23 protein-coding genes and 1 riboswitch are annotated in these 26669 nt (G+C 42.2%); of the genes, 12 read left to right on the plus strand and 11 right to left on the minus strand.

What is annotated here, in order from left to right; all coding sequences use genetic code 11:
- The first annotated feature begins 106 nt into the window (after nucleotides 1-106).
- The gene (locus tag WCP75_RS04610; protein ID WP_336277075.1) at nucleotides 107-451 is read left to right on the plus strand and encodes a hypothetical protein; all 345 of its coding nucleotides are present in this window, start codon (nucleotides 107-109) and stop codon (nucleotides 449-451) included.
- Nucleotides 452-691: 240 nt separating this feature from the next.
- On the opposite strand, the gene WCP75_RS04615 is transcribed toward WCP75_RS04610, so the two are convergent.
- Entirely contained in the window at nucleotides 692-2020 is a 1329-nt protein-coding gene (locus WCP75_RS04615; RefSeq protein WP_336277076.1) for an NAD(P)H-dependent oxidoreductase, read from the minus strand.
- A gap of 171 nt (nucleotides 2021-2191) precedes the next feature.
- Here WCP75_RS04615 and WCP75_RS04620 point away from each other — a divergent pair, with 171 nt between their 5' ends.
- Nucleotides 2192-2680, plus strand: a complete 489-nt coding sequence (locus WCP75_RS04620) for a MaoC family dehydratase (RefSeq protein WP_336277077.1) — start codon at nucleotides 2192-2194, stop codon at nucleotides 2678-2680.
- Here WCP75_RS04620 and WCP75_RS04625 read toward each other — a convergent pair.
- The 3 genes from WCP75_RS04625 to WCP75_RS04635 are packed head-to-tail and all read right to left on the minus strand — an operon-like array spanning nucleotide 2677 to nucleotide 5188.
- A complete protein-coding gene (locus WCP75_RS04625) occupies nucleotides 2677-3336 on the minus strand; it encodes a methionine ABC transporter permease (RefSeq protein ID WP_336277078.1) in 660 nt (219 codons plus the stop codon). The genes WCP75_RS04620 and WCP75_RS04625 overlap by 4 nt on opposite strands.
- Nucleotides 3329-4363, minus strand: a complete 1035-nt coding sequence (locus WCP75_RS04630) for a methionine ABC transporter ATP-binding protein (RefSeq protein ID WP_336277079.1) — start codon at nucleotides 4361-4363, stop codon at nucleotides 3329-3331. Before WCP75_RS04630 ends, WCP75_RS04625 begins: the two co-directional genes overlap by 8 nt.
- A 6-nt stretch (nucleotides 4364-4369) precedes the next feature.
- Complete coding sequence (locus WCP75_RS04635; protein WP_336277080.1) at nucleotides 4370-5188, minus strand: MetQ/NlpA family ABC transporter substrate-binding protein; 819 nt, start codon at nucleotides 5186-5188, stop codon at nucleotides 4370-4372.
- Between the two features lie 500 nt (nucleotides 5189-5688).
- On the opposite strand from WCP75_RS04635, the gene WCP75_RS04640 reads away from it, so the two are divergent.
- Nucleotides 5689-6306 (plus strand): SH3 domain-containing protein, encoded by a 618-nt coding sequence (locus WCP75_RS04640; RefSeq protein WP_336277081.1) that lies wholly within the window; start codon nucleotides 5689-5691, stop codon nucleotides 6304-6306.
- Between the two features lie 57 nt (nucleotides 6307-6363).
- Here WCP75_RS04640 and WCP75_RS04645 read toward each other — a convergent pair whose 3' ends face one another.
- From WCP75_RS04645 to WCP75_RS04655, 3 genes are all read right to left on the minus strand, one after another.
- Nucleotides 6364-7395, minus strand: a complete 1032-nt coding sequence (locus WCP75_RS04645) for an aspartate-semialdehyde dehydrogenase (RefSeq protein ID WP_336277082.1) — start codon at nucleotides 7393-7395, stop codon at nucleotides 6364-6366.
- 600 nt (nucleotides 7396-7995) lie between these two features.
- Nucleotides 7996-8202 carry a Trm112 family protein gene (locus WCP75_RS04650; protein WP_336277083.1) on the minus strand — a complete coding sequence of 69 codons (207 nt, stop codon included), beginning with the start codon at nucleotides 8200-8202 and terminating at the stop codon, nucleotides 7996-7998.
- Between the two features lie 14 nt (nucleotides 8203-8216).
- Nucleotides 8217-8879 carry an LON peptidase substrate-binding domain-containing protein gene (locus WCP75_RS04655; RefSeq protein WP_336277084.1) on the minus strand — a complete coding sequence of 221 codons (663 nt, stop codon included), beginning with the start codon at nucleotides 8877-8879 and terminating at the stop codon, nucleotides 8217-8219.
- A gap of 452 nt (nucleotides 8880-9331) precedes the next feature.
- Nucleotides 9332-9430: riboswitch (glycine riboswitch) on the plus strand.
- A gap of 138 nt (nucleotides 9431-9568) precedes the next feature.
- On the opposite strand from WCP75_RS04655, the gene gcvT reads away from it, so the two are divergent.
- From gcvT to gcvP, 3 genes are read left to right on the plus strand one after another with little or no spacing between them, the layout of a single operon-like run.
- Nucleotides 9569-10687, plus strand: a complete 1119-nt coding sequence (gene gcvT / locus WCP75_RS04660; RefSeq protein WP_336277096.1) for a glycine cleavage system aminomethyltransferase GcvT — start codon at nucleotides 9569-9571, stop codon at nucleotides 10685-10687.
- Nucleotides 10688-10693: 6 nt separating this feature from the next.
- Complete coding sequence (gene gcvH, locus WCP75_RS04665; RefSeq protein ID WP_336277085.1) at nucleotides 10694-11062, plus strand: glycine cleavage system protein GcvH; 369 nt, start codon at nucleotides 10694-10696, stop codon at nucleotides 11060-11062.
- A gap of 5 nt (nucleotides 11063-11067) precedes the next feature.
- Nucleotides 11068-13863 (plus strand): aminomethyl-transferring glycine dehydrogenase, encoded by a 2796-nt coding sequence (gene gcvP, locus WCP75_RS04670; protein ID WP_442894949.1) that lies wholly within the window; start codon nucleotides 11068-11070, stop codon nucleotides 13861-13863.
- Nucleotides 13864-15055: 1192 nt separating this feature from the next.
- On the opposite strand, the gene alr is transcribed toward gcvP, so the two are convergent.
- Entirely contained in the window at nucleotides 15056-16177 is a 1122-nt protein-coding gene (gene alr, locus WCP75_RS04675) for an alanine racemase (RefSeq protein WP_336277087.1), read from the minus strand.
- A 1069-nt stretch (nucleotides 16178-17246) separates the two neighbouring features.
- On the opposite strand from alr, the gene WCP75_RS04680 reads away from it, so the two are divergent.
- The 6 genes from WCP75_RS04680 to WCP75_RS04705 all read left to right on the plus strand — a co-directional run bounded on the left by WCP75_RS04680 (nucleotide 17247) and on the right by WCP75_RS04705 (nucleotide 22166).
- Nucleotides 17247-18077: a ferredoxin--NADP reductase gene (locus tag WCP75_RS04680; protein WP_336277088.1), complete on the plus strand. Its 831-nt coding sequence runs from the start codon at nucleotides 17247-17249 to the stop codon at nucleotides 18075-18077.
- Between the two features lie 386 nt (nucleotides 18078-18463).
- Nucleotides 18464-18769: a hypothetical protein gene (locus WCP75_RS04685; protein ID WP_336277089.1), complete on the plus strand. Its 306-nt coding sequence runs from the start codon at nucleotides 18464-18466 to the stop codon at nucleotides 18767-18769.
- Nucleotides 18770-18800: 31 nt separating this feature from the next.
- Nucleotides 18801-19718 carry an oxygen-dependent tRNA uridine(34) hydroxylase TrhO gene (gene trhO, locus WCP75_RS04690; protein ID WP_336277090.1) on the plus strand — a complete coding sequence of 306 codons (918 nt, stop codon included), beginning with the start codon at nucleotides 18801-18803 and terminating at the stop codon, nucleotides 19716-19718.
- Between the two features lie 52 nt (nucleotides 19719-19770).
- Nucleotides 19771-20085, plus strand: a complete 315-nt coding sequence (locus tag WCP75_RS04695) for a hypothetical protein (protein WP_336277091.1) — start codon at nucleotides 19771-19773, stop codon at nucleotides 20083-20085.
- A 317-nt stretch (nucleotides 20086-20402) separates the two neighbouring features.
- Nucleotides 20403-21536, plus strand: coding sequence for a type III PLP-dependent enzyme (locus WCP75_RS04700; protein WP_336277092.1), 1134 nt, complete (start codon nucleotides 20403-20405; stop codon nucleotides 21534-21536).
- Between the two features lie 45 nt (nucleotides 21537-21581).
- Complete coding sequence (locus WCP75_RS04705) at nucleotides 21582-22166, plus strand: GNAT family N-acetyltransferase (RefSeq protein WP_336277097.1); 585 nt, start codon at nucleotides 21582-21584, stop codon at nucleotides 22164-22166.
- A gap of 1052 nt (nucleotides 22167-23218) precedes the next feature.
- Here WCP75_RS04705 and WCP75_RS04710 read toward each other — a convergent pair.
- The 3 genes from WCP75_RS04710 to WCP75_RS04720 all read right to left on the minus strand — a co-directional run bounded on the left by WCP75_RS04710 (nucleotide 23219) and on the right by WCP75_RS04720 (nucleotide 26448).
- On the minus strand, nucleotides 23219-24793 hold the full coding sequence (locus WCP75_RS04710) for a DHA2 family efflux MFS transporter permease subunit (protein ID WP_336277093.1): 1575 nt from the start codon (nucleotides 24791-24793) through the stop codon (nucleotides 23219-23221).
- Nucleotides 24794-24815: 22 nt separating this feature from the next.
- Nucleotides 24816-25913 (minus strand): HlyD family secretion protein, encoded by a 1098-nt coding sequence (locus WCP75_RS04715; protein WP_336277094.1) that lies wholly within the window; start codon nucleotides 25911-25913, stop codon nucleotides 24816-24818.
- Between the two features lie 148 nt (nucleotides 25914-26061).
- A complete protein-coding gene (locus WCP75_RS04720; protein WP_336277095.1) occupies nucleotides 26062-26448 on the minus strand; it encodes a Fur family transcriptional regulator in 387 nt (128 codons plus the stop codon).
- Nucleotides 26449-26669 lie beyond the last annotated feature (221 nt).

Below are 26669 nucleotides of genomic sequence, written 5' to 3' on the forward strand. Positions count from 1 at the left end.
TAGTAATGTATTATATTGTATATACTTAATTAATATAAGAATTTTTAATATTTATATTTGTGATAATTGATTAAATATTAAAATTAAAAAAATCGGAAAAGAAATTATGCTTAAATTAATTAAAAAACAAATTTATTCAGGTATTTTTTCAGCATTTATTATCTTCTTCGCGCACGTTGCAGAAAGTAACGCAAATGTTATAAAAGCTCAATTTCAAGATGGGGTGGTCATTACGGTATCAGAAAAGGATAAAGTTATGGGAGCGGTAAATACGGCTGTTATTCATGCGGTTGAAGAACAAGACGGATTGGCTCTTGAAAAAGTTGAGAAAGTGGCCTTCAGAGAGTATGCTGGAGTCTGGGGTGGCATAGGCATCATCTCAATACTGGTCGGCTTATTGACCAACAATCTACCCGGCATTTTGGTATCTCTCGTGGGATTATTGATTTAATCTGCAATCATCCTTGGTGAGCCTCATTATACATGAAATCCAGCATCTGCAGCGGCCTGTGCCGAAGCAGGCGGGGGGAGGAACCGCTGGGCTACACGCAACTCACAGCGCCTCTTCAAAGCACATCGGAAATAGTTCGCAGTTCTCTTATATACAGCTTTCTTCTTAGACGCGGAGTCTTGATTCTTCTTTTACAAATCTACGGCCATTTTACAGTAGGAGGCGATAGAGCTATCGGATTTAAGCGGGGGGAGGGGAGTTTAAAAGCAAATCTTGCTTCTTTCGAAGTTGTGCAATCCACTGGTTTTCTCGGATAGAAGTGTTGTGTACTGTAATAAGCTCATTCTTTTTTATTTCAGCCGTAACTGTCGCTTTTTCTAGAAGACCACACGGGATTGCTTGGTGCGCGCGCGCCTCTGCAACGTTCATTATCCAAGCACGATAACTGTAAAGACCGATGAAATCCAATTGATCTCCAGGATACAAATCTTTTTTAGCAACGGCGCAGACCTCTGCTACCGGGTGGCTAAGCGGTGCCATATCGGTTTTTCCATAAAGCATAATGCGCGCACAGGTCAGCGGAACTTCCATTGCTGTTAGATGATAGGGACGGTGAAAGGTAAAGTAAGGCCCTTGACCAATTTTTAGGTCTTCCATACGTTCACGTAGACGTGGATGCGCTATTTCTGCAACCACAAAAACGCCGGGGGAAACTCCTTGACCTCTTGAATAATCCACAACTCCATATTGATTTAAGATACCACCATCTTGTTTAGGAATGAGCACTTTGCTTAAATCTTGCAGTGTTGCTTGCGGACCGTGCATTCCTGGGCAATCGGGAATAAGTCCGGTTGCGTTGGCAATTGCTGCCATTTCAACCATCGTCTTGGAACCATCAATAAACTCAACTAGCATACGGACACTCATATTGCGCCGTAATGCCTCTTCTTCATAATCATCTGGAGTGGCATCAAAGATAAGCGGGTTATTTTTGCCTTTACCAGCTGCAACAACTTTATGTCCGAGAGCTGAAACAAATTCGATAAGTTCCATGCAGGAAGAAGGTTCATCGCCAGCACCAAGTGTGTAAATAAGACCCCGTTTGTCCGCTTCATGTTTTAGATAGGCACCAATCGTAACGTCTGCTTCAACGTTCATCATGACAAGATGTTTCCCGTTTTCGAGTGCTTTGAAGCCGATTTCCGCGCCAACCTCAGGATATCCGGTTGCATCAACGATAATATCAATTTGTTCATGGCGCAGAACAATATTAATATCGTCTGTCGCTGCAATTAAGCCTTCTTCGATAGCTTTTGTTAAGGAACAGGTATTTTCAACTTCACGAGCGTGGCCGTCTTCGCCATAGGCTAATATAGCTGCGTCAAAAATGCGTGATGGCACTCGGGTGGCGACAGCTGCAATCTGTATGCCATCCATATGTGCAACGCTTGATAACAAATCTGTTCCCATTTCACCACAGCCGATCAGTCCAATACGAATAGGCCGGTGGTTTTCTGCATGCTGCTTTAAATCATGCGCTAAACCGGTTAAGCTTACATTGCTTGCCATTATTTTTTCCCATTTAAAAGTTACACTCTCCGAGAGGTAGTTGCCTAATTCGTAAATATATTTTCTCTTGAAACTCTTCTTAAAACTGTCGCCTTTTGTTATTGATGCTCTAATCAATGGGCTCTATAAAAGCAATAGGGTGATTCCGTAAAATAAAACAGGAATGGCGCTATGCGGCAAAAAATGACGATGCAAAGTATAACAGATTTTATTGGGAAAGAAGTTGGGCTGTCACAGTGGCGTTTTGTCACACAAGATATGATTAATCAGTTCGCTTCTGCAACGGATGATCACCAATGGATCCATGTAGACGAAGAAAAAGCGAAAGAAACACCTTTTGGCGGTACTATCGCTCATGGTTTTTTGACGTTATCGCTTTTGTCAACGCTCGCTTACGAAGCGCTTCCAGAGCTGGAGGGAGCCGAAATGGGGATCAATTACGGCTTTGATAAAGTCCGTTTTATGAGTCCCGTAAAGACAGGCGCACGGGTGCGCGCTCGTTTTGTTCTAAATGACGCCGAAGTTCGCCCTTCAGGTCGAGTCGTCTTCCACTACGAAGCCACTATGGAAATAGAACGATTAAAAAAACCAGCTCTTGTCGCGCAGTGGCTCATCATAGCTATAGTTGGAGAAAAGAACAAATTTTCCAAGTCGTGTTAGTGTTTTGTTTTATCAATTTTATGCACAATTTTATCAGAAAACCACTGGATGATAACATTGAGGGTGATCAAAAGGGCAGTGACGATTGTCATAATGAAAGTGTTGTAACGCTGATATCCGTAGCGAATTGCCATGTCGCCCAAACCCCCTCCGCCGAGATATCCGGCAAGTGAAGTAGCTCCGATGAGGGAAATGACCATAACTGTAAACCCTGTGATGAGACTAGGAAGTGCTTCGGGAATGAGGACATATCTGACGATTTGAAAACGGCTTGCTCCCATAGAAAGGACAGCTTCGATTAGGCTATTTTCGACTGTTTTAAAGGAGAGTTCTGCCATTCGTGCATAAAAAGGAATGGCCGAAATGCTGAGAACAAAAATTACGGACGGCATTCCTATGCCGCTTCCCATAATTGCGCGGGTAATGGGTAGAAGATAAAATGCGAGGATGATAAAGGGGATGGCGCGGATGCTATCAACGATGACACTCAGAGGACGATTTATGAGACGCGACGCAAAAAGCCTTTCGTGTGCGGTGGTATAGAGAAGCAATCCAAGCGGGAGTCCTACAACAAGAGCTACCAATGAAGCACTTATTGTCATCAGTAATGTATCAAAAATAGCACCAGGAAGCTCATGATAAAAAATATCAAACATAACCTAAAACCTCGCAGTATTGGCTCTTTTCAGTCAACCATTTAATAGCTTTTTTCAAGGTAACTTCGTCTTTTCCGGGAAGACCAAGGAATAGACGCCCAATGGTTTCTCCCTGGATTGTATCAATGCCGCCGTGTAGAATACGTGGTCTCAAACCGATTTCATCTTCAAGAAGAGCAAGGAAGGGCTGCTGGGTTATAGCACCAGCAATATTAATTTCCACAACGGCTTCTTGACCCGTAGGTTTAAGATTTTTAGCAAATTTTTCTGGAAGTTGTGGCGTGACAAGCTTGAGCATGGCAATGGTTGTTTCCTCTTGTGGCGATGTAAAAATATCTTTCACACACCCTTCCTCTACGATGCGTCCTTGATTGAGAACAACAACACGATGCGCGATAGCGCGTATGACTTCCATTTCATGGGTGATAAGCACAATAGTAAGATTGAAACGGTTATTGATATCGACAAGCAACTCCAGAATAGATTGTGTTGTCTCCGGGTCAAGGGCAGAAGTTGCTTCATCCGATAGCAATACTCTTGGATTTGCTGCTAAGGAGCGTGCAATACCAACACGCTGCTTTTGTCCTCCTGAAAGTTCTGCAGGATAGCAGTATTCCTTACCGCGTAGCCCCACCAACTCAATCAGCTCAAAGGTACGCTCGCGTTGCTGTTTTTCACTTATGCCTGCCAATTTAAGCGGTAATTCAATGTTATCAATAACTTTTTTTGATGATAGAAGATTAAAGTGTTGAAAGATCATACCAATGCGTCGACGATAGGGTGTCAACTCTGTTTCTGATAGATTTGAAATATCGACACCTTCGAAAAAAATAGCTCCTTCATCGATGCGTTTTGATCCATTCAAACAACGCATGAGTGTTGATTTTCCCGCACCACTACGCCCGATAATACCAAGAATTTCGCCTGCATGAATATCGAGAGATAAATGATTTATAGCCAAAGTATCCACCGCATTTTTAAAACGGCAATTAACGTTTTTTAGGGAAATAAGAACAGAATTGTTCATTTTCACTCACCAGGATGTTTGGGCTTTTGTACCGAAGACTTCTTTGATTTTTTCGCGGACAGGTTCACTATTGTAAGCGGCAACTAATTTTTTGACCCATGGCTTGTCTTTGTCGGCAGTACGCACGACGATGACATTATCATAGGGATTATTTTGTGCGCTTTCCCATGCAATAGCATCTTTTTCTAGGTCTAGTTTGGTCGTTAAAGCCCAGTTTGTATTCACAATCGCGATATCAAAATCATCAACCGCGCGTCCCAGAATTCCTGCATCCAATTCTCGGATTTTTAAGTTTTTTGGATTTTCAATGATGTCAAATGGGGACAAGAGAGCATTGCGGGGATTCCTTAATTTAATGAGACGTAGAGAATCGAGCAAAAGCAGCGCTCTTGTGCCATTTGATGGATCATTAGGGATGCCAACACTTGCTCCATTGCGCAAATCTTTTATATCTTTGATTTTGCGTGAATATACGCCGATTGGGGTAATGAATGTGTGTCCGGCAACTGAAAGTTTGTAGCCATATTGCTCAATTTGGCTGTTAAGATAGGGTGCGTGCTGAAAAGCATTTGCGTCAATATCGCCTGCGTTAATAGCGTCATTGGGTAAAGTATAATCAGAAAAATAAACAAGCTTAATGTTTAACCCCTCTTTTTTGGCTTGCTCAATAGCAACTTTCCAAATGGCGGCTTCCTCTCCTTCCATGACGCCAAGCTTGATGTCCGATTTATCTTCGGCTGCGGAAAAAGAAATAGCCAAAAAAACTAACGAAAGAGAAATAAGTAATTTGATAACAGTATTTTGGGATAGTTTTTTTAATATCATGCGCACACACCTTTCTTGTTTTCAAGAAAAATTCAGGGAAAATCTGACTATACATTACACTACTTTGAGAACAGTCGAGAATATAAAAGCAAAATAAAATATTCAATCATTTTATTTAAAGGAAATTTCGTCACTTCCTCCCATTTTTCAGGCGTTGTAGGAAAAATATTTTTCTAAAATGAGGCAATAAAAATAAATTTTCATATTGAGGCAATTCTGGGGGAACCAATGGCAATTTTAAGACTTCTCTAGATTACGGTTGTCTGAATCAGCTAAGTGGTTGATATTATTTCAATAAGCCAATCCATAAAGCGTGCGCCACGGTTTGGACGATAAACCGCATGTATAGAAAATAAAAAGGACAAAATAAAAAAGTATCTTCCAAAGTGTGGTAGATTTGAAGAGAAGAATTAGTCACCATTTTATTGGAATTCAGCAAATTTGTACAGAAGTAAATAGAGTTATTTTGTCCTCACATTAATGGAGAGGAACGAAAACTGATGTTAAGTAGAAATTTATTATCGGCAACAACGGTCATGTTAGCTTTTGCGGGGTCGGTATTCGGAATGCCGGTGTTTCGCGCGGACGCTGGAACGGTTGCCCGTATAGCAGCGGGCCATGCAATCTTGCGCACAGGACCTGCTACAGCTCATGAAATTATAGCAGTAATTCCAACAGGAGAAAAGGTGCGAATTAGGGGCTGTCTGTCAAATAGATCTTGGTGCTTATTCCAGTATAATAGGATGGTTGGTTGGGCATCTGCACGTTACCTAAATACCGATAGTCTTCCTACAATTTCTTTCGCTCATATGAAACCGAGCTCTACAATAAAAGCAAAAAAAGACGGAAACGTCGTTTCTCGTTTCAAGGTTGTTATGGTACCCAAAAAGACAAAAAAACGGGCACAAAGACGCCACGTAAAAACGAGCTCTCTCCTTAGTTCAGCAAGCGCAAAAAAAGACGAGCGGACAATTCTTAATCCATCGACGGACGCCCGCGACGCGTCTGTGAAGCATGTAAATGCTTACAACCCCTTGTTCCCCACAGACGTTAATTACAGAAATTTCGAACGCAACGAAACGCGTTATCGCGTTATAACGTACCCAGTTTTATATTGAGATTTCACGAAAAATACGGCGGTATGATGATTTTATGTTTCACGCTGCCGTTTTCATTCAGGTCGTCGATTTAGGATTTATTAAATTACGGACAACAAGCAATTCAGCAATCTGAATCGCATTCAACGCAGCTCCTTTTCTCAAATTGTCGGAAACAACCCAGAAAGATAGACCATTTTCTACAGTGATATCTTCGCGGACACGGCTAATAAAAGTGTCATCTTCTCCTGTACATTCATAGGGAGTCACATAACCGCCATCTTCGCGTTTATCAACCAACTGACAACCGGGTGCATCGCGCAAAAGAGCTCTTGCTTCATGAGCTTCCAATGGTTTTTCAAATTCAACATTTACAGATTCAGCATGTCCAATAAAAACAGGGACACGAACAGCCGTCGCTGTTAATTTGATTCTGGGATCGAGAATTTTTTTTGTTTCGGCTACTAGTTTCCACTCTTCTTTTGTATAGCCATCTTCCATAAAAACGTCGATATGCGGGATAACGTTAAAGGCAATACGTTTGGTAAATTTTTTTGATGTGATGGGGTCGGCAACAAAAACCGCTCGTGATTGCTCAAATAATTCATCCATCCCTTGCTTACCGGCTCCTGAAACCGACTGGTAAGTAGATACGACGACGCGTTTAATGGTCGCTGCATCGTGGAGAGGTTTTAAGGCTACAACAAGTTGAATGGTAGAACAATTAGGATTGGCTATGATATTGCGCTTAGAAAATTCACCAATAGCCTCAGCATTAACCTCGGGTACGATTAGTGGAACGTTGGCATCATAACGCCAAGTAGATGAATTGTCGATCACTACGCAGCCAGAAGCACTGATTTTAGGAGCATACGTCTTGGAAACGTCTCCTCCAGCAGACATGAGACATAAATCTGTGTCAGAAAAATCGTAAGCATCGAGCGCTTTTACTTTTAAAGTCTTTTCACCGTAAGAGACGCTCTGTCCCAGTGAACGTCTTGATGCTAAAGGAACTATTTCACGAGCAGGGAAATTACGCTCTTCTAGAATATTTAGCATTTCACGACCGACATTTCCGGTTGCGCCGACGACCGCAATTTTAAAGCTCATTTTTCAACACTCCTATCCCTCTCTGCTCTTCTTCCCAGACTACACCCAAGAGATGGCGAGTTTTTCAAAGAATATTCCAGTTATATTGTTGGGTTTTTGTAGGGTTAATTTCCGCACATACTAACCACAGCTCACAGGCACCACCAGTTGGGTCATTTTAAATGCATAATCCTCTTGGTTTTTTGAGAGCTGAAAAAGCATGAACACTTTGCGCCAAGCTGTGTTTGTGAACACTTTCTTGATAGTCTCTGAGTCTAGTGAATTGCTTATCTTCTGTCAATTTATTTGCATTAGTAATTTTGAATTTCGCAAAAATCGCGCCGCCTAATGCATTGTGGCGAGTTTATTTTTCTTCTAACTTTATTCATAAGAGTCTTTTCTTAAAAACAAAAACCAAACTTTTTACCTGAAAGAGGGGACAGGAAGGTTTGCAAATTTTATTACAATTTGAATTTTTATGCTGTTTTTTTTAAGAGGAGTGTATTTAAATTTTTTCATTATTTTCAATGAGTGAATGTGCAAAATAAACAGAACATAGCTATTGACGGAAGTATTACTGATAAAAATCCTTTTCAATAAGGAGAATTCGATGGGGATGCTCTATTTTTTTATAGGTAGTTCTTCATTTTGCTTTAAAGAACGAGCCTCCGAGGCAAGCATAATGGGGATACCATTGCGAATAGGGTAGGCGAGTTTCGCTTTAGGCGAAATCAATTCCTGTGTTTTTCGACTCAAAGAAAGCGTACTCCCCGTAACGGGGCAGACAAGCAACTCCAACATTTTGGGGTCTGTAGCTATTTTTTTCATATACCGTAAGTCCATTAATTTAAATGATAATGCGCGCCTGCCTGCTTCATAAGCGATCGCTCAGTCAAAGCGAGAAGAGTTTGGGCACGACTCCCAATATCTGGCGCTTCTAATAGAGCTTGCTTTTCTTCCGGCGTAAAAGGAATGAGGGTTGAGAAAGCGTTGACCAATATCGTCGTAGGCGTTTGTACAATGCTGTTCCAGTTATACTCTATTTCATGTATTGTGAGATATTTTTCAACAATATTTAGCAAATTTTCCCGATTAATGCTTTCTGAAATGCTTGATTCCTTTAAATCTTCTATATTCGACCGAATAAGAGCGGTGCGGTAGGATCTTGTGCTCACCAACTCTCGTTCTAAGGTGAAACGACAAACCCCCTGCAATATAATAAAAAGCCGACCATTTCCTGTTTCATTATAGTTTGTTATGCGACCTATGCAGCCTGTCTTGTAAAGATCTGTAGAAAGGTCATCTGTACCCGATGGAAGTGGTTGAACAATCCCCAGTAGGCGGTCAGACAACATCACATCCTCAACCATTTCAAGAGCTTCTGGTTCAAAAATATTAAGCGACAAAACCCCTCCCGGTAGCAAGAGAGCACCTTCTAAGGGGAGCAGAGCAATTTGCTTTGGCAGATCATTTTCGTCATTGTAAAGAGCATTGCCAGCTTTCATCAGTATCTGTAACCTTCGTCCGATGGGGTTTGGCGTGTAAACAACCGCAACCTACGATTTGCTTAGCGATAGAAAGAACCAAACCGTTGTGCACTAAGATTGTACCCCTAAATATCTTCAGCATTTTTGTTAGAAAACAACAAACTCTGCGGCTACCGCGGGGTCCCACAAAAGAGGGGGCCGCCTTCCCATCTCCCTCTTAATACTCGAAATTTCGCACAGTCCCCAAGCGACATCCCTGCCCGTAGCCCCTGCAGGTTCCATTCTCCCTGCTCACTAAAGCGCAAAGACCACTTGGTACTTATAATGTTCAAAAACGCGACCATTATAAGCCCTTTAAAACGGCCTGTGCAAGTTAAAAAATTGAGATATTCTGCTCATTTTGCAGATGACAGTGTAAAAAAGATAGTTTATAGGTCAAAATATGTCGGGAGGAGCATCGTTGCTTTCTTATATTTTTTGCGGGAGAGTGCAAGTTGCGAGCTTTCGCGCTTGCCGCCGAAGGGGAAAACTGCCCATAATCTCTCAGGCTTAAGGACCGTAAGGAGAAAGACATATCTGGAAAGTCGGGGAAACCCGCGCCGAAGGTGTAAGCGAAGAATTTTCTCGCGAGTCTCTCAGGTTTGTGACAGAGGGGTGTAGAAAAGATGACCGCATTATGCGGGAATCTACACGACTTTGGAGATATCATGGGTACATTACAAGAACTCGAAACATCTTCTTTGAAGATACTTCCTCTCAACGAATTTCATGAAAAAGCTGGTGCTGTGTTTGGTTCCTTTGCCGGCTGGCGTATGCCCTTAACTTATCCCCTTGGAGTTTTAAAAGAACATCTTCACACGCGTTCTCACGCGGGCCTTTTCGACATTTCTCACATGAAATTAATTAATGTTGAGGGCGTACAAGCAACTGAATTTTTATCATATGCTCTTCCTCTTGATGCTACAGCATTAAAGATCGGTCAATCGCGGTATAGTTATTTACTGAACGAGAAGGCTGGAATTCTAGATGATCTCGTTCTCACCCGTTTGGCAGAGTCCCGTTTTGTTCTGGTTGTGAATGCTGGTAACGCGCAGGCTGATCTTGTTGAACTTGGGAAACGTGCCACTGGTTTTGAATGCCAGGTAACCGCTCTTGATAGGGTATTGCTCGCTCTTCAAGGGCCAGAATCTGCAGCTGTTATGGCCGATGCAGGACTGCTTGAGAATGAATTGTTTTTCATGCAGGGGTTCGAACCACAACAAGATTGGTTTGTAGCGCGTTCTGGCTACACGGGGGAAGACGGTTTTGAAATTGCCCTTCCAGTTGGCCAAGCCTATGCATTAGCCGAAAAATTACTGAGTGATTCTCGTGTTACGTGGATCGGTCTTGCAGCTCGGGACAGTCTTCGTCTGGAAGCAGGGTTGTGCCTACATGGTAATGATATTACGCCTGACACTACACCCATCGAAGCTGCATTGACATGGGCTGTTCCCAAAAATATCCGAGAAAAAGCGCAATTTTACGGAGCTAAGGCTTTTCTTGAATCTCTTCAAAGGGGTCCTTCTCGTCTTCGTGTTGGTCTAAAGCCAAAAACGCGCCAACCTGTTCGTGCAGGTGCAGTGCTTTTGGATGATAAAGGAAATCAGATCGGATTCGTGACATCAGGTGGTTTTGGTCCCTCTTTTAATGGTCCCATAGCGATGGGTTATGTTCCTATTGATTGGAAAAATGAAGGAACAGAAGTATTTACCGAGCTGCGTGGTAAGAAAATTGCACTTTCCGTCCATTCACTCCCTTTCGTTGAACAACGTTATTTAAAAGGATAATTTTTCATGCCCAAAATTTATTTCACTCAAGATCATGAATGGCTCAGCATCGAAGGGAAAGTGGCTACTATTGGTATTACGCATTATGCTCAAGAACAATTAGGCGATTTGGTGTTTGTTGATTTACCGCAAAGTGGAACACAGCTGTCTAAGGGGGATTCTGCTGCCGTTGTAGAATCGGTTAAAGCTGCTTCAGATGTTTATGCACCTCTTGATGGCGAAGTCGTCGAAATTAATGAGGCGTTGGCAAATAATCCCGGGTTGGTAAATCAAGAAGCTGAAAAAGAAGGGTGGTTATGGAGAATGAAACTACAAGATGAGAAGCAACTTGAAGGGTTATTGGACAAAGCTACTTACCACACACTGATTGGATGAGTATTATGCAAGGATGTGATTTTTCTTCTCGGCACATTGGAATTCGTCCTGATGAAGTACGAAAGATGCTCGATGTTTTAGGACTTGATTCCGTTGATGCACTAATTGCTCAAGCCGTTCCCAAACATATCCATTTAGGACGCTCACTTAATCTGCCAAAAGCCATTAGCGAGGAGAAAGCTTTGGAAGAATTATCCAACATCATGGGCAAAAACCATGTGTACAAAAGCTTCATTGGACAGGGCTATCACGGAACATGCGTCCCTTCTGTTATTTCACGGAATCTTTTTGAAAATCCAGCTTGGTATACCGCTTATACGCCTTATCAGGCGGAAATCAGCCAAGGACGTTTAGAGCTTTTGTTTTATTTCCAGACATTGATTAGTGAATTAACCGGTTTGCCTGTTTCTGCGGCTTCCCTTCTTGATGAAGCGACGGCTTTGGCTGAAGCTAATGCGGTAGCTATACGTTTTTCACGCGGAAAAAAAACCAAAATTTCTATCCAGAGTCTTTTGCATCCTCAAACTTTAAGTGTCACACGGATGCGTGCCGAAACACAAGGCATTCACGTCGGCGAAAATAGCGGAATTTGTTCCGATACAGCTGCAATTGTCTTGTCTTGGCCGGATACCAGGGGGTGCTTTCACGATTATACTGAAGTTATTAAGAAGGCAAAAGCGGAAGGTGCGCTGGTGATTGTTGTTGCAGATCCTTTGGCACTCACTCTTATGGAGCCACCGGCAAAATGGGGTGCTGATATTGTTGTCGGATCTATGCAGCGTTATGGAGTCCCGATGGGATTTGGCGGTCCTCATGCGGGTTATTTGGCAGTAAGTGATGCCCTAACACGCTTAATTCCTGGGCGCATTGTTGGACAATCAGTAGACACAAAAGGACGTGTCGGTTTTCGTTTAGCACTACAAACACGTGAGCAACATATTCGACGCGATAAAGCAACGTCGAACATTTGTACAGCACAGGCATTATTAGCGAATATGGCGACGGCATATGCTATTTGGCATGGGCCAAAAGGTTTGCAGGAAATTGCTCGGCGCATTCATCATTTAACATGCCGTTTTGTTAGTGGTCTGGAGGCGGTAGGCATTCATTGTGAGGGGAAGTATTTTTTTGATTGTATTAGCATTGTCATTAAAGGAAAGGCCAGGGAGATTGCTCACCAAGCAAAAATAGGTGGACGTCTTATCCGTGTTCTTGATGAAGACAAAATTGCGATCAATTTCGATGAATTGTCAACGGAAGAGGACGCGAATGCTCTAGCGCAGCTTTTTGGTGCGCAATTGGTTGATCAGGTTCCTCCGCGACTTTTTGGTGGAGGGCGTGATGCAGATTTTCTTTCACAGCCGTTTTTTCATGCGGTTCATTCAGAGACAGACATGGTGCGTTTTTTGCGTCGTCTGTCGGATAAAGATTTGGCGCTAGATCGGGCGATGATTCCACTTGGTTCTTGTACTATGAAGCTCAATGCTGCTGCTGAATTGAAGCCTCTGAGCTGGCCAACAGTTGCCGATATACATCCTTTCGTTCCTAGAGATGGTGTGGCAGGATATCAGGAAATGATCAAGCAACTGAATGAATGGTTATGTGAAATTACGGGATTTGTGCAAGTATCCTTCCAGCCAAATTCCGGCGCTCAAGGGGAATATGCTGGGCTCGTGGCGATACGTCGATATTACCAATCGCGCGGGGAATCTCAACGTATAATTTGTCTCGTTCCTGCATCTGCACATGGAACCAATCCGGCTTCAGCTCATATGGCAGGTATGGAAGTTATTGTGGTAAAATGTTTAAGTAACGGTGATATTGATATTGATGATCTCAAAATGAAAGCAGAGTTACACAAGGATCGTTTAGCAGCTTTAATGATCACCTATCCTTCGACACACGGCGTTTATGAGGAAAGCATAAAAGAGATTTGCTCCATTATCCATGAGAACGGGGGGCAAGTTTATTTCGACGGTGCTAATCTTAATGCACTTGTCGGGATTGCGCGTCCTGCAGATATTGGGGCAGACGTTTGTCATATGAATCTTCATAAAACATTTGCAATTCCCCATGGTGGAGGTGGTCCTGGTGTTGGACCAATCGGAGTGGCGGCGCATCTAAAACCGTTTTTACCTGGACACGAACAAGATGGGACGACGCATGCAGTCTCGGCAGCACCCTATGGAAGTGCATCTATTCTCGTTATCACATGGATGTATATTCGGATGATGGGGGCTGATGGCTTAAAGTACGCAACGCAAATAGCAATTTTAAATGCCAATTACATCGCTGTGCGTCTTTCACAGGTTTATTCTATTCTTTATCGAGGAAAGTATGGACACGTTGCCCACGAATGTATCGTGGACACACGTGTGCTAAAAGAGGAGTACGGAGTTAGCGTTGATGATATTGCAAAACGTTTGATTGATTATGGATTTCATGCGCCAACGATGTCATTTCCAGTGCCTGGAACCTTAATGATTGAGCCGACGGAATCAGAACCAAAGGCAGAAATTGATCGTTTTTGTGATGCCTTGTTGTCGATTGCTGAAGAAGCTAAAAAAATTGGTACGGGTGTTTGGTCAAAAGAAGATAATCCATTGGTAAATGCGCCGCATACATTGGCGGATACCGTGGATGATGCTTGGGCGCGGCCTTATTCGCGACAAGAGGCTGTTTTCCCCCATTGCTCTCTTGATCCAGCCAATAAATATTGGCCTCCCGTTTCCCGCATTGATAATGTAGCGGGAGATAGGACATTGATTTGTTCTTGTCCGCCATTGGGAAGCACATATTAAAATTGCTAATTTGCGTTTGTGAATATAGCGCTTGGTGAAAAGAATAGCTGTCTAACAATGATATCTGGCCGGCCACCATAGTATTTTTACGGAAAGGTTGAGTATAGCTAAAACACGAAATTATACCTTCCTGATTTGATACAATAGAATTGAATAAGGGGTAGAAAATTACGATGAAAAAAAGCTTGAAACTCGAATAAAATAATAACGCGGCTGATGGTCCAGAACAATTGAGGGTCATGCGCCTGATGGAAAATGGTCTAATGAAGTTGATAGCTACTGTGCTGCCGTATGGCAGTACATTTCGTTGATAGATATATATTTTCCGGAAAGTGTGTGAAATGATGGGAGCAAATTGTCATTGAATATGCGTCTTTATTGAGTGAAAATAGCTTTATTTTCCCTTAGGCTGGTGGTTGTATTCAAGGTTAGGAAATTTCCTCTTGATATTGCACTCTATCACGTTTTAAAGTCTAAGCTGAGTAACAGGATTATTCGGTATTTTGGATGTGGTCTGAATTATAGAATGCTGATATTTTGATGCTGTGCAAGCGCTGTGTGGTCCATTAAAAGAATGGTTGCTGTATTTTTAGTTTAAATTCGACATATCTTTTTCCAAAATGGCCAAATAAAAAATATCACAAGGGGCTGAGGGCAGGGAGATTATTCCGTAATCCTCTGGGAAAAAACTTTGGTGGCATACGGATGTTGCCGGATGTAAAGAACGGTCACGTCGGAAAAGTAATACGCTTTCGTGAATTTCTGGAAAAGTTGGCGGAATAAGTTAATCTTTTTTCCACCAATTGTGGAGGTCGTATTTTTTTACCTTATATGGGATTTATCGTGGTAATTGTTTGCTTTCAAACATAGACGCATTGCTGGGTGTAGGTGGTAAAAAGATGCATGCGTATCGCGCAGGGCCGGGCCGTTCTTCGTGGGGCGGACGACCCGGAATTTGGCCAAGATAACGACTACCCCGATCGGCATTGCACTTCAAAATTAACTAGCAGATGATTTTTATAATCAATCAAACGAATTTTGACATCTAGCGCATTAGAAAAGCTCTCAATGGGAAGATAAAATCATAAACCTCCTTCGCACCTCTCGTCCGGATTTGCAGAGCGGTGTCAATAATCAATTTTCGCGCGATCACTTTTACAGGAAACGACTTTTGTGTTCTATCTCTGTAATTTTAAATGTAGACACGTTCGCAGCGCGAACCCAGCGAAGCCAAAATTTCGTGAGGGACAGTTCTGGCATCTTCGGACACTTTTTCAACAGTTTGATGCGCTCCAATGAGCTCGACCCACTCACCTCTCTGAGGCTTTTTGTACCCAACATCGGTAGCATCGACAATGATAGAATCCATGGAAATGTGTCCAATAATGGGCAATTTGTGTCCGTTGAAATAAACGGCCCCTTTGTTGGAAATGGCACGCAGCCAACCGTCTGCATAACCCATGGAAATGGTAGTGAGGATGCTTGGTCTGTGGGTAATGAAGCTTCCTCCGTAACCGACGGGTTCTCCTGCATCAACATTGCGGCTTTGAATGACTTGGGCCTCAAGTTTTAAAACAGATTTAAGAGAAGTTGGATATTTTCTGTGGGGGTCTATTCCGTAAAGCGCGATTCCTGGCCGAACGAGATCAAAATGAAAATCTGAACCAAGAAAAATGCCTCCGGAATTGGCAAGTGAGACCTTGCAGGGGGGCAGTTGTGCGAGTGCGATCTTGAGAGCATCCAATTGAGCATAATTGGATGAATGTGTGTCACTGTCTCCATTGGCGAGGTGACTGATGATGTATTTTATCTCTGCTTTTTCGAAAAGAGTTGGCTGTTCTATAAGCTGTTGTAGCTCTTTTTTATCGAGTCCTAATCGGTTCATATTGGTATCGATTTGAACAATCGCTGGAAATTTTTTACCCTTTTCTTGACAAATCTTTTGCCAACTTTCGATCTCACTCCAGGAATTAAGGACGGGGACAATACCTGATTGCGCGACAAATTCTTCTGCGGAGAACGGAAGTCCGTTAAGGATGACGAATGTGACGTCCGATGGCAAGACATTTTTTAGTTGGAGCGCTTCTGTAATTTGGGCTACAAAAAAAGTGCGGCAACCAGCTTTATAAAGTGCAGGGGCAATTTTGTCTGCACCAAGACCGTAGGCATTTGCCTTTAAAACTGCCGAACATTCTGCAGGAGCGACATGTCGTGCCAAGGTCGTATAGTTTGCGGTAATAGCACTGATATCAATGGTTGCTACGGCTGCGGAAGTAGGTAATGCACTCGTTTCATCATCAGCGAATTTGTTCATTTCTAAACTCTATCTGTATCTGTGCCAAAACGCAAAATTTCCTTCCCTATCGTATATATTGCGAAAATAATGCGGGTATTGTTTATTTTTCTCAAAATTTATACCAAAGTATGCGCTATTGACGCAACCTTTTGGCGCAAAATGCTTCGCTTTTTTACGATTTATAAACATGTAACACATAAATATTCACAAATGATTTTATCATAACTCCTTGCTTTTAAAATATATACGTATTTTTAATGGTAAAAATATATACTGAAAAATAATTTTACTTGTTATTTTATTTTTATTATTTATAGAAAAGATGGTTGTTGCTAATATAATCGCTGTTATGCGATATATGCGGCTCACGGATTCGGAATGTAGCAACTTTTTCTCAGAAAATTGGTAGTGATGATGGAGTGGTTTTCCACTGATTATGTAGTTCATTATTTCAGATTAATGAAATTGCGTATATATCGGTTTGCAGAATAAAGCGGGAGTTTGCACTTTTTTTTGGCTGTGGAGCCAGAGGGAGTGACCGGCGTCTCCCGTTTTGTTGAGAACATTTGGACGTGCAGTGTGATTTGGGATTTCATAAATGAAATTCCAGTGCGAACCAGAGATTTAGAAAGTTAAAATTGGGTTATTGGCGATACGGTACAGCACCGTTACGTGCACGGTTGTCTCGTGTTCTGAAATTTTTGCTTTCTTTAAATACAACAAGAAAATATCCTATATTCCACGGTTGTTATATTTAAGGCTGTTACATTTGAGAACTTTTTGTAAAATATTGCCTTAATTATGGCTCTCTGTGAGGGCAGGGGGTTGCGCGTGTGTCTTGGAAGAATGAACATAAGATATCCCATATCTAGGGGCAGAAACTGAGCCATTTGTGATGACGTTGATGTATTGCACCCTACATGGCGAGTTTGCGTCTCAGTTTTTTAGTTTTGGAAGGTTTTAATAAAAGGTGTTGATTAAGCAGTCGATATTCAAAGGAGAATATTGGCAGAGGGCCGTGTGGCTATTATACCATTTTTATAGTTGATGATTCAATTCCAATAAGATGTATAGGGAAAGGGGTCGCATGGACACGTCTGCCACCAAGGTTTCGTCAAGCATCAGTGGTGTTGCATCAGATTTTCCAGTTCCCGAAAATGTGTTTGCTCTCACTGTCCAGGAGGTTTGTCATTACACTAGCCGTTTGTTTAAGTTTCGTCTGAATCGTCCAGAAAGTTTTCGCTTTCGTTCGGGTGAGTTCGTTATGATTGGTTTGCCGGGTGCTGAAAAGCCGGTTTATCGTGCTTATTCGATTGCGAGTCCTTTTTGGGATGAGCAACTTGAGTTTTTTTCGATTAAAGTTCCGGGAGGACCACTGACTGAACGTCTCCAAAAGATCAAAATTGGTGATACAGTCCTAATGCGAAAAAAATCCACTGGGACGCTGGTCCTTGATGCTGTTATTCCTGGGAGACGCCTCTATCTTCTTTCAACAGGGACGGGCGTGGCTCCTTTTGCGAGTCTCATTCGTGATCCCGAAACTTATGAAAAATTTTCAGAAGTCATTCTCATTCAGACAACTCGCGAGCGAGATGAGCTTATGTATGCAAAGGATCTCGTTGCCTCTTTGAAAAAAGATCCGCTGATTGGTGAGTGCGTACGGCAATTAAGATTTTATCCTATGACAACCCGCGAGCCTTCTGAGCATATGGGGCGTATCACCACCGTTATGGAGAGTGGTGCTTTTTTTGAAACAACTGGTTTGCCAAAAATTAATCCCGATGAAGATCGAGTGATGATTTGCGGCTCTATGTCTATGCTGAAAGATTGCACGAGGATGTGTAAGTCCTTTGGTCTCGTTGAAGGTGCGAACAATGCACCAGCTACTTACGTCGTGGAGCGCGCCTTCGTTGGGTGAGGGGTATTTCTTTTAAAGCATTATTCATCTGCCGGTTGTGCTGAAAACTTTTAGTACGCCAGCTTAGGTCGGTCTGGAAGTTTCGTGGTGTGCCAGCAGGTTGTATGATGAAAGCTGCTAGGTTGTGTCGCGTTATTTTCTCATTGGGTGAGACCTTGTTTTAGAGAAGGGGGGAAAGTCGAAGTGCGTGATAGAGAAGAGATTTTCTATCTGCTGTAGAAGAGGGAACTAGAAACATGTGCAGCTTTTTAGCGTTTCTAAGCCAAGCGAATTTAATGGTGCATTGTTGCCAGAAGATATAGTTTTTGAAACCGATTAGTTCGTTTGCAGGCGGTTTATATTTCGTGATGTGTCTTGCCTTTATGCATTCAATTTATTCATGACGAATGTTTCAAAAGTTGTACTTGCCACAGAAATTGATTCGAGTTATCCTGCGCCGCTGTTTCGGTGACATTGAATGTCTTTGGCGTTTGCGGTTTTGGTCGCTCTGTCGGTTTCTCTTCTGTGAAAGTTCGGGGTTGATGGCGGAGTGTTTTTTGGATCACGGACAACAAAATAGCTGTAGCTGTTTATTTTCAGAAAAGTGGCAGGAGGGTGTCCGTCTTTGGTATGATAGCTCTTCTCTGAAGGATATTTTTACGAATGCAGTTGAGCAAGTACGCAATGCAAAGAGGTTGGTGGGTAGGTCTTGAAATTGAGTGAAACGCAGGTTATGGCAAGATAATGGAAAAGAATTTTAGAGTTGCTGCTATTTATTGCTTTGCAGATTTGAAGCATTATCATCGGTTACAGGGGCCTTTGCGGGATTTATGTCAGGCAGAGGGAATAAGAGGGACTCTGCTTTTGGCAAAAGAGGGTATTAACGGAACTGTTGCTGGTTCTCTTGCTGCAATTGAAAAATTGATAAATTTTATTAAAGCTGAGCCGGCGTTCCGAATGCCGGAGATTAAGTATTCATGGGCATCAAAAATGCCTTTTCATCGTATGAAAGTTCGGTTGAAAAAAGAGATTGTCACAATGGGGGTTGAGGGGATCGATCCGCTAAAATCTGCCGGAACTTATGTAAATCCTGAAGATTGGAATGCTCTCATCCAAGACGAAGAGACGATTTTGGTCGATACGCGTAATGATTATGAATATGCGATTGGGAGCTTTCAAGGGGCAATTGATCCTCAAATTAAGACGTTTCGTGAGTTTCCTGAATGGGTGGTGAAGCACGAAGCTGATTTAAAAAAGAAGAAAAAAATTGCTATGTTTTGTACGGGTGGTATTCGGTGTGAAAAATCAACGGCCTACGTACGTGGGCTAGGTTATGAGCAGGTTTATCACTTAAAAGGTGGAATCCTCAAATATCTAGAAACAGTTTCAAAGGAAGAGAGTTTGTGGCAGGGAGAGTGCTTTGTTTTTGATGAGCGCGTTTCTGTTGGCCATGGTCTTGAGGAGTGTGGGCGTGAGTTATGCCGTGCATGCCGTAGCCCCATTGATACTGAAGGCAAATTATCGCCCCGTTATGAAGAGGGCGTTTCGTGCGATTCTTGTTATAGTGTGCGGAGTGATACTGATAGAGAGCGCTTTCGAGAACGTCATAGACAGTTCCAATTGTTGAAATTGCGTGCAGCTCATCTTCATCAAGAGCAATGATATTGCAATACTCTAGGATCGAGGTTCCCGTTTTCCTTCTAATGCAGATGGGATGTTAGTACGCGGGCAGAAAGTTGTTTTGGGCGTCACGCGGATTTTGCGCGAGCAACATTTTATTTGGCGTAGGAAGGATGAAAAGCGGGATGGTTTGTATCGTTGGAAAAAGTGTTGTTTTTTTGCATTAAGAGTTAAAAAAAAATTAAAGTTAAAAAAATGGTTGAAACGAGTAGGAATTAGTCCTATAAACATCCTTGCCCAAAGTCGCACGTGCCTGTGGGTGTCCGCTGGTCCTGAAATGGTAATGTCAGCCAGTACGGTACCTGGAGCCGGTCGCTCCAGTCGTTTTTTCGGCTACCCGAAAAAATGAGGACATCTTGAAGCAACGACGGTGCGGGCCTTTCTGGTGTCTTCCGGCCTGTGAACGCTGGGGTAACTATAGAGGCACACCTCATTGCCTTCAGTGCGGAAGCGGTTCTCAATTCCAATCAAAAAGGCAGATATATTAAAGTTAGGAACAACGCGGGTCTAGCGGTGTTCTTCGCTGTGTACAACGCCGGTTTTCACTTGGTTGTTTAAGATAATCAGGCCAGCGGTGTTATGTGCATTTTGTCTTTTGGATATTGGCGGCTTTGTGCTGTCCAGATGTAGAGTTTGGGGATTTATTCCCTCTGGGAGAATTTGCAGATGGTAACGCGACGTATTCGCGATTTTCTTGCGACACATCGTTCTGAAGGTCCGTGTTTGGTTGTTGATCTTGATATTGTCCGAGAAAATTATTTGAATTTTGAAAAGTCTCTTCCACGATCTCGCATTTTTTATGCGATAAAGGCGAATCCTGCGCCCGAGATTTTGAGTTTGCTTGTTTCTTTGGGGTCCTCATTTGATGCGGCTTCTGTTGCAGAAATTGAGATGGCCTTGAAAGCAGGGGCGGTGCCTGAGCGCATTTCCTTCGGGAATACGATAAAAAAAGAAAGAGATATTGCGCGTGCGTACGCATTTGGCATTTCGCTTTATGCGGTTGATTGTGTCGAAGAAGTAGAGAAAATTGCTCGCGCCGCTCCTGGGTCCCGCGTTTTTTGCCGTGTCCTTACGGATGGAAAAGGCGCAGACTGGCCGTTATCTCGTAAATTTGGCTGCGTTCCGGCTATGGCAGTCAGTGTGTTGCGCCGGGCACATCAGTTGGGTTTGCAAGCACATGGTGTTTCTTTCCACGTGGGCTCTCAGCAAACAGATCTGAGTGCGTGGGATCGTGCTTTATCAGATGTGGCGAGAGTGTTTGACCACTTGGAGCGAGAAGGGATTTCATTAAAATTGGTTAATATGGGGGGCGGCTTCCCGACGCGTTATTTAAAAGATGTTCCGACGATGCAAGCGTACGGTACGGTTGTTTTTAATTCTTTGAAAAAATATTTCGGCAATCATATTCCCGAAACGATCATTGAACCAGGGCGTGGAATGGTTGGTAATGCCGGTGTTATTCGTACAGAAGTTGTTCTTATATCCAAAAAAGCGGATAATGATGATGTTCGATGGGTCTACCTTGATATCGGGAAATTTAATGGTCTCATTGAAACGATGGACGAAGCTATTCGCTATCCTATAGAAACACCCTATGATGATAATGCAATGGAGCCGTGTATTTTAGCGGGTCCAACGTGTGATTCAGCGGATGTTCTTTACGAAAAAACGCCCTATCTGTTGCCTTTATCCCTCACAGTAGGAGATGAGCTTTTAATCCACGGGGCCGGTGCTTATACAGCAACTTATTCATCTGTTGCTTTCAATGGTTTTGAGCCTTTAAGGTCCTATGTGATTTAGTTTTTCATTTTTGTTGAAGAAGGTGTAGTGGGGGCTGTAGTAAATATGGGCGTAGTTAATTTTCAAGCAAAAGATGGTTCGCTTTTTACACTAACAGTTGAAAAAAAAGCTGATAGGCCTTACCGAGAAGATTTACTTAATTTAACTTTAGGGAAAGGTCGTGAACGTAAATCATCGGGAGCTTTACGTCGTGGTCGTTTAGCTGCACGTGGGCTTTCTTTCGTTGTCAAAAATATTCATGGAGAACTTGTAGGTAGCGTGCGTCTTTGGCATGTTCGGTTTAATAAAGGACAAAATGGCGCACAATACGGTTTGCTTCTAGGTCCTCTTGCTGTATCCAAAGAATGTTCTGGTATGGGAGTTGGGTCAGTTCTTATGCGACATGCAATTGAAAGAGCAAAAAAAATGGGCTATGGCGCTATTTTCCTCGTTGGAGATTGCGAATTTTATCAACGTTTTGGTTTTTCAAACAGTTTGACGAAGAACTTGGCGATGCCCGGCCCTTATGAAAAGCACCGTTTTCAAGCATTAGAACTAATCCCACAATATCTTGCCTCTTGTCATGGTACTTTAGAGCCAAGCGGAGAATTAAAGAGGCGGGGATCGTTTCTACACCATAAAGTTGCCTAAAAATATACTACCTAGCTCTATTTTATGGGCAAGGTTTTTTTCATTCTGCGGTGGATATTCTTTGTTATGACCCTGCCTTTTGAGCAGCTTTTCCGAAAACCAGGATATAAGATACGTATTTCATAAACTTAAGCTTAATTTTTTTAGTAGTTTTTTTGCGTATTTTTCGAAAAAATATCTTATATTTTGAATACATTTCACCAAAAAAGATGTTCACGGCGAGATTATGTATGGTTGCAAACTTTAAGTATGCTACGGTGCCGAGAACAATCCGAAATGCGCTTAGTCAAAATTTTTACGGTTACGTTTCTAAAAATTTAGCAAAGATACGATATGCTGTTGTGTTGACCATTTGTTCTTGAAATTTTTACTGCGTACGGAAGAGTTTCTTGATGAGCGAAGTGCGCGAAACAAAAGTGGGATTTAACTGTTCTTCCTATGTCATCTGATGAACTAAGTTTTGCAAAAATGTTTGGAGGTTTTATCTCGCTTAGTTATACGCTTCTACCTATTGTTTTTATTTCGTAAAGGTTTGCACATTTGAATGCTTTAAAAGTTACTATCGTTTTGAATATATCCTACAGGAATGAATTCTGGAAATTTTTTTGAAGTGTTTTGGCCTGATATATTCTGATTATTATGGTTATACGGGATTCTGCAGACGGACAGTCTTAAAGGGGGAGTAATTGTCGTGCTTTTTCGAAAAAAATCACAGCTTTTATTTTAGACTAGACTCTTTATATGCTCGTCATAATAGTACAATTATGTTCAACACACGAGAAAGATCTTCAATATAATAGTCCATAATATACTGTATAATTCAATCTGGGTGTGTTTTTATTTATTATAATATCTTTATAATATCTGTGTTCAAATAAATAATTTAAGTATAATTGTAAAAATCATAAATTAAAAGCAATGAACAAAAAATACTGATACGGTCTATAGTTGGAATGAGGTTACTTTGCTGATTAGCGTATAAACCACCAACGAGAGTGTATTCAAAGCGATTGGCAGAAAGGGAAAGCACTCGCCTATAGTTTGTGTTTCTTTTAGTGGCCGGGAGGGGATGCTCCTGCAGATGGTGGTATCTTTTTGAGAAAAATAGATGAACAAGTCAGAATAATAAAAAGAATGGTTATAATAAGGAAGATATCGCTCAAAGCCATGACCATGGCTTGCTTGCGAACCATATTAAAAAGTTGTAACAAAGACAGAGCATGTGGATCAGAAGTGGTAGAACTGAAATACATGGAGAGCTTTGAAAGCAGATCCGTTGCTTGCGTGTTTCCCCAGTGAATTGTGTCGGAAAGCTGTCGATAATGAAAGTCTGTTCGCCGCATTATAAAAGTGCTGATAATGGCAAGTCCTACCGCACCACCAAGATTACGTGTTAGATTAAAAAGCCCAGAGGCGTTTTGCATCCGTTCTGGTGGTAGAGATCCGAAAGCGATATTACTGATAGGAACCATGCACAATAGGACAGAAGCACCACGAAAAATTTGGGGTTCCAACAATTCCCAAAAACTCCAATCATCTGTAATGTGAGTAGCCCGCCATGTTCCGTAGGCGAATCCAGCAAACCCTAGCGCTAACATGAGGCGTGCATCTATTTTTGCTGACAGAAGTCCAGCAATAGGAGCCGTGAAAAACATAGCCAATCCCGAAACAAATAGTGTTTCTCCAATCATGAGCGCATCATAATGACGAATCTGACTTAAATAGACAGGGTAGAGATAAGTAAGCCCATAAAGGCCTATTCCGAGCACAAAGGAAAAAATAGTTGCGATTGCAAAATTGCTATCGGCAAAAGCAGAGAGATCAACAATAGGCTCTTCTTTAGTTAAAGTCCGCCAAAAAAATAAACCACCAGACAGGATCATGATAATAAAAAAGCTAAAAATTAAACTATCTTTTAACCAGTCGTGGCTTGCACCTTCTTCTAAAATATATTCCAAAGATCCTAAGAAAATTGCCATGGATATAAAGCCGAGCCAGTCAATTTTAGTTATTAAAGATAGATCAGCCTTGTCAAAGTCGATTAACTTCCAAGATAAAATTGAGATAATGATTCCAAAGGGCACATTAACAAGAAATAGCCAATGCCACGATAAAGCATCACTGAGATAACCTCCTACTGTTGGGCCAATGGTGGGCGCCAAGGTTGCGACTAATCCAAGAATTGGTGAAACAATTGGCTGCTTAGACGGAGGAAAAAGCGTGTAGGCGGCAACAAAGACACTGGGAATGATACCACCACCAATAAAGCCTTGGAGAGCTCGATATACCATCATTTGTTCAATAGATGTTGCTGTTGCACAAAGAATGGAAGTGACAGTGAATCCAGCCGCTGATAGGGTAAAGAAAACTCGTGTTGATAGCAAACGTCCTAAAAAACCCGAAAGAGGCAACATAATAACTTCGGCAATGAGATAAGCAGTTTGAACCCACGAAATTTCATCAGGACTGGCGGATAAACCAGCTTGAATTTCAGCTAAAGATGAAGAAACGATTTGGATATCTAAAATGGCCATGAACATACCAAAAGCCATCGCAACAAAAACAACAATTTTGTGTATCCCGATACGCTGGCTTTGATCATGAGATGCTTGCATGGGCTCGTTCATGGCGGGGTCACGTACTTAACGTTTACAAAAGATTCTTGTCATGGGGTATCTTACGTGTGTCAATTGTGACAGAAACACTCATTCCTGCTTTGATTCGCCCACTTCTTAGCGCATCTTCGGGGATAGAGATTCGCACAGGAATACGTTGTACAATTTTCGTAAAGTTGCCCGTAGCATTCTGTGGAGGCAAGAGAGAGAAAACAGATCCTGTTGCGGGAGAAACAGAAAGCACAGTACCTTCAAAGACATCTTTTCTGAAAGCATCAATAGAAATATAAGCTGTTTGCCCGCTATAAAGATTTTGCAGCTGCGTTTCTTTATAATTCGCTTCAACATAAAGTGCGTTGATTGGGACTAATGCTGCGAGGCGCTGGCCATTCGAAACAAAATCGCCAGTTTTTGCCGTCAAGTTTCCAATGATTCCATCAAAGGGAGCTTGTAGGATGGTCGAATCAAGATCACGTTGTGCTTTATCGCGCATGAGCTCGAGGCTTTTCGTCTCGCTTTTTATTTCACTTCGTTGTGCCTCTAGGACATTAACATTAGCGTGTGCTGCGGCTATTTGTGCATCAGCACGGACGACATTGGCGATTGCTTGTTCATAAGCTGATTTGGCTTTGTCCACATCAGATTGAGAAGCAAAACGATCTGCTTGAAGTTTCGTGGTACGTTGTAAGGTAAGCTGCGCATTAGTCGCTATAGCTGAAGCTGCGGTTTTTTGCGCTCGAGCATCGTCTAAAGTGCTACGGGCAGCCGCAATTTGTGCACTGACTCGCTCTAGGGTTCTTTGTTGCGTATCAAGTTTTGCTTTTGTTTGATCCAAAGCAATTTGATAGTCGCCACTCTCTAAGCGAAATAAGACGTCGCCTTTCTTGACGGCTTGGTTTGCCTGAATAGAAATTTCCTCAACGTACCCAGACAGCTTAGGAGCGATAGCCGCAATGTCTCCCTGCACATAGGCATCATCGGTTACAAGCATGTACCGCCAGTGTGTCAACCATTTATAGCCAAACCACAATGTACAAATGACAAGGACAGCAAGAAAAGCCTTGATCACTTTTCTTCGTTCTAACTGCTCAAAGTATTTCTTTTTTGAAACGAGTGTTTCAGATATCGACATAACCAGACCTTCAGCTCAATGGAAAAACAGGCCAAACAAAATCACCTCTGCACTAAGGCCAATACATGTAGCAGAGACAGTGAGAGATTTTCAAGGAAAAACGAAACAGCCAGACACAAACCAAACACGCAAATACAGAAACACTGCACTACCTGCATTCTTTACAAATACCCCGTATTTCCACGGTGCTGCTGTGCGCTTGAAAACCTGTTTCTTGGACCATTTGTCTGACACTGCGTACAATAGCCTGATTCTGCACTTCATCTGCTCTACCACATTTATCGCAAATTATAAAAGTTATAAACTCGTATTGACAATTTTCGGGATGCGAGCACGTCATAAAAGCATTTACACTCTCAAGACGGTGGATACATTTTAGTTGTACGAGCTTTTCTAACGCACGGTATACCTGCAAGGGCGCGCGAAATCCTTCTTCGCGCAAGCGGTCAAGAATCGTGTAGGCGCTCAGGGGTTCTTTCGCATTCTTTAAGGTATCCAAGACGAGCATTTGGTTACGCGTAAACTTAGATGGCATGCTAGCACCTTTCTTTCTACCTTCATAGAAAAGCATAAAGTGTGCAAGGTATTTGTGCAATAGCAATTCCGCAATACATACGCCTTCTTCATATAAAGAAAATGAAACTTTTGACTGCAGGAAAATAGGATAGAATAGGGAAGTTATTTATTTTCACCTTTGCTTTAAAAATGGTGTTGACTCTTTTGGGGAAAGGGTTCTATATAGCGCTGCAACGAGAG

The sequence above is a fragment of the Bartonella numerosa genome, assembly GCF_037070845.1.
In the GTDB taxonomy this organism is placed as follows: domain Bacteria; phylum Pseudomonadota; class Alphaproteobacteria; order Rhizobiales; family Rhizobiaceae; genus Bartonella.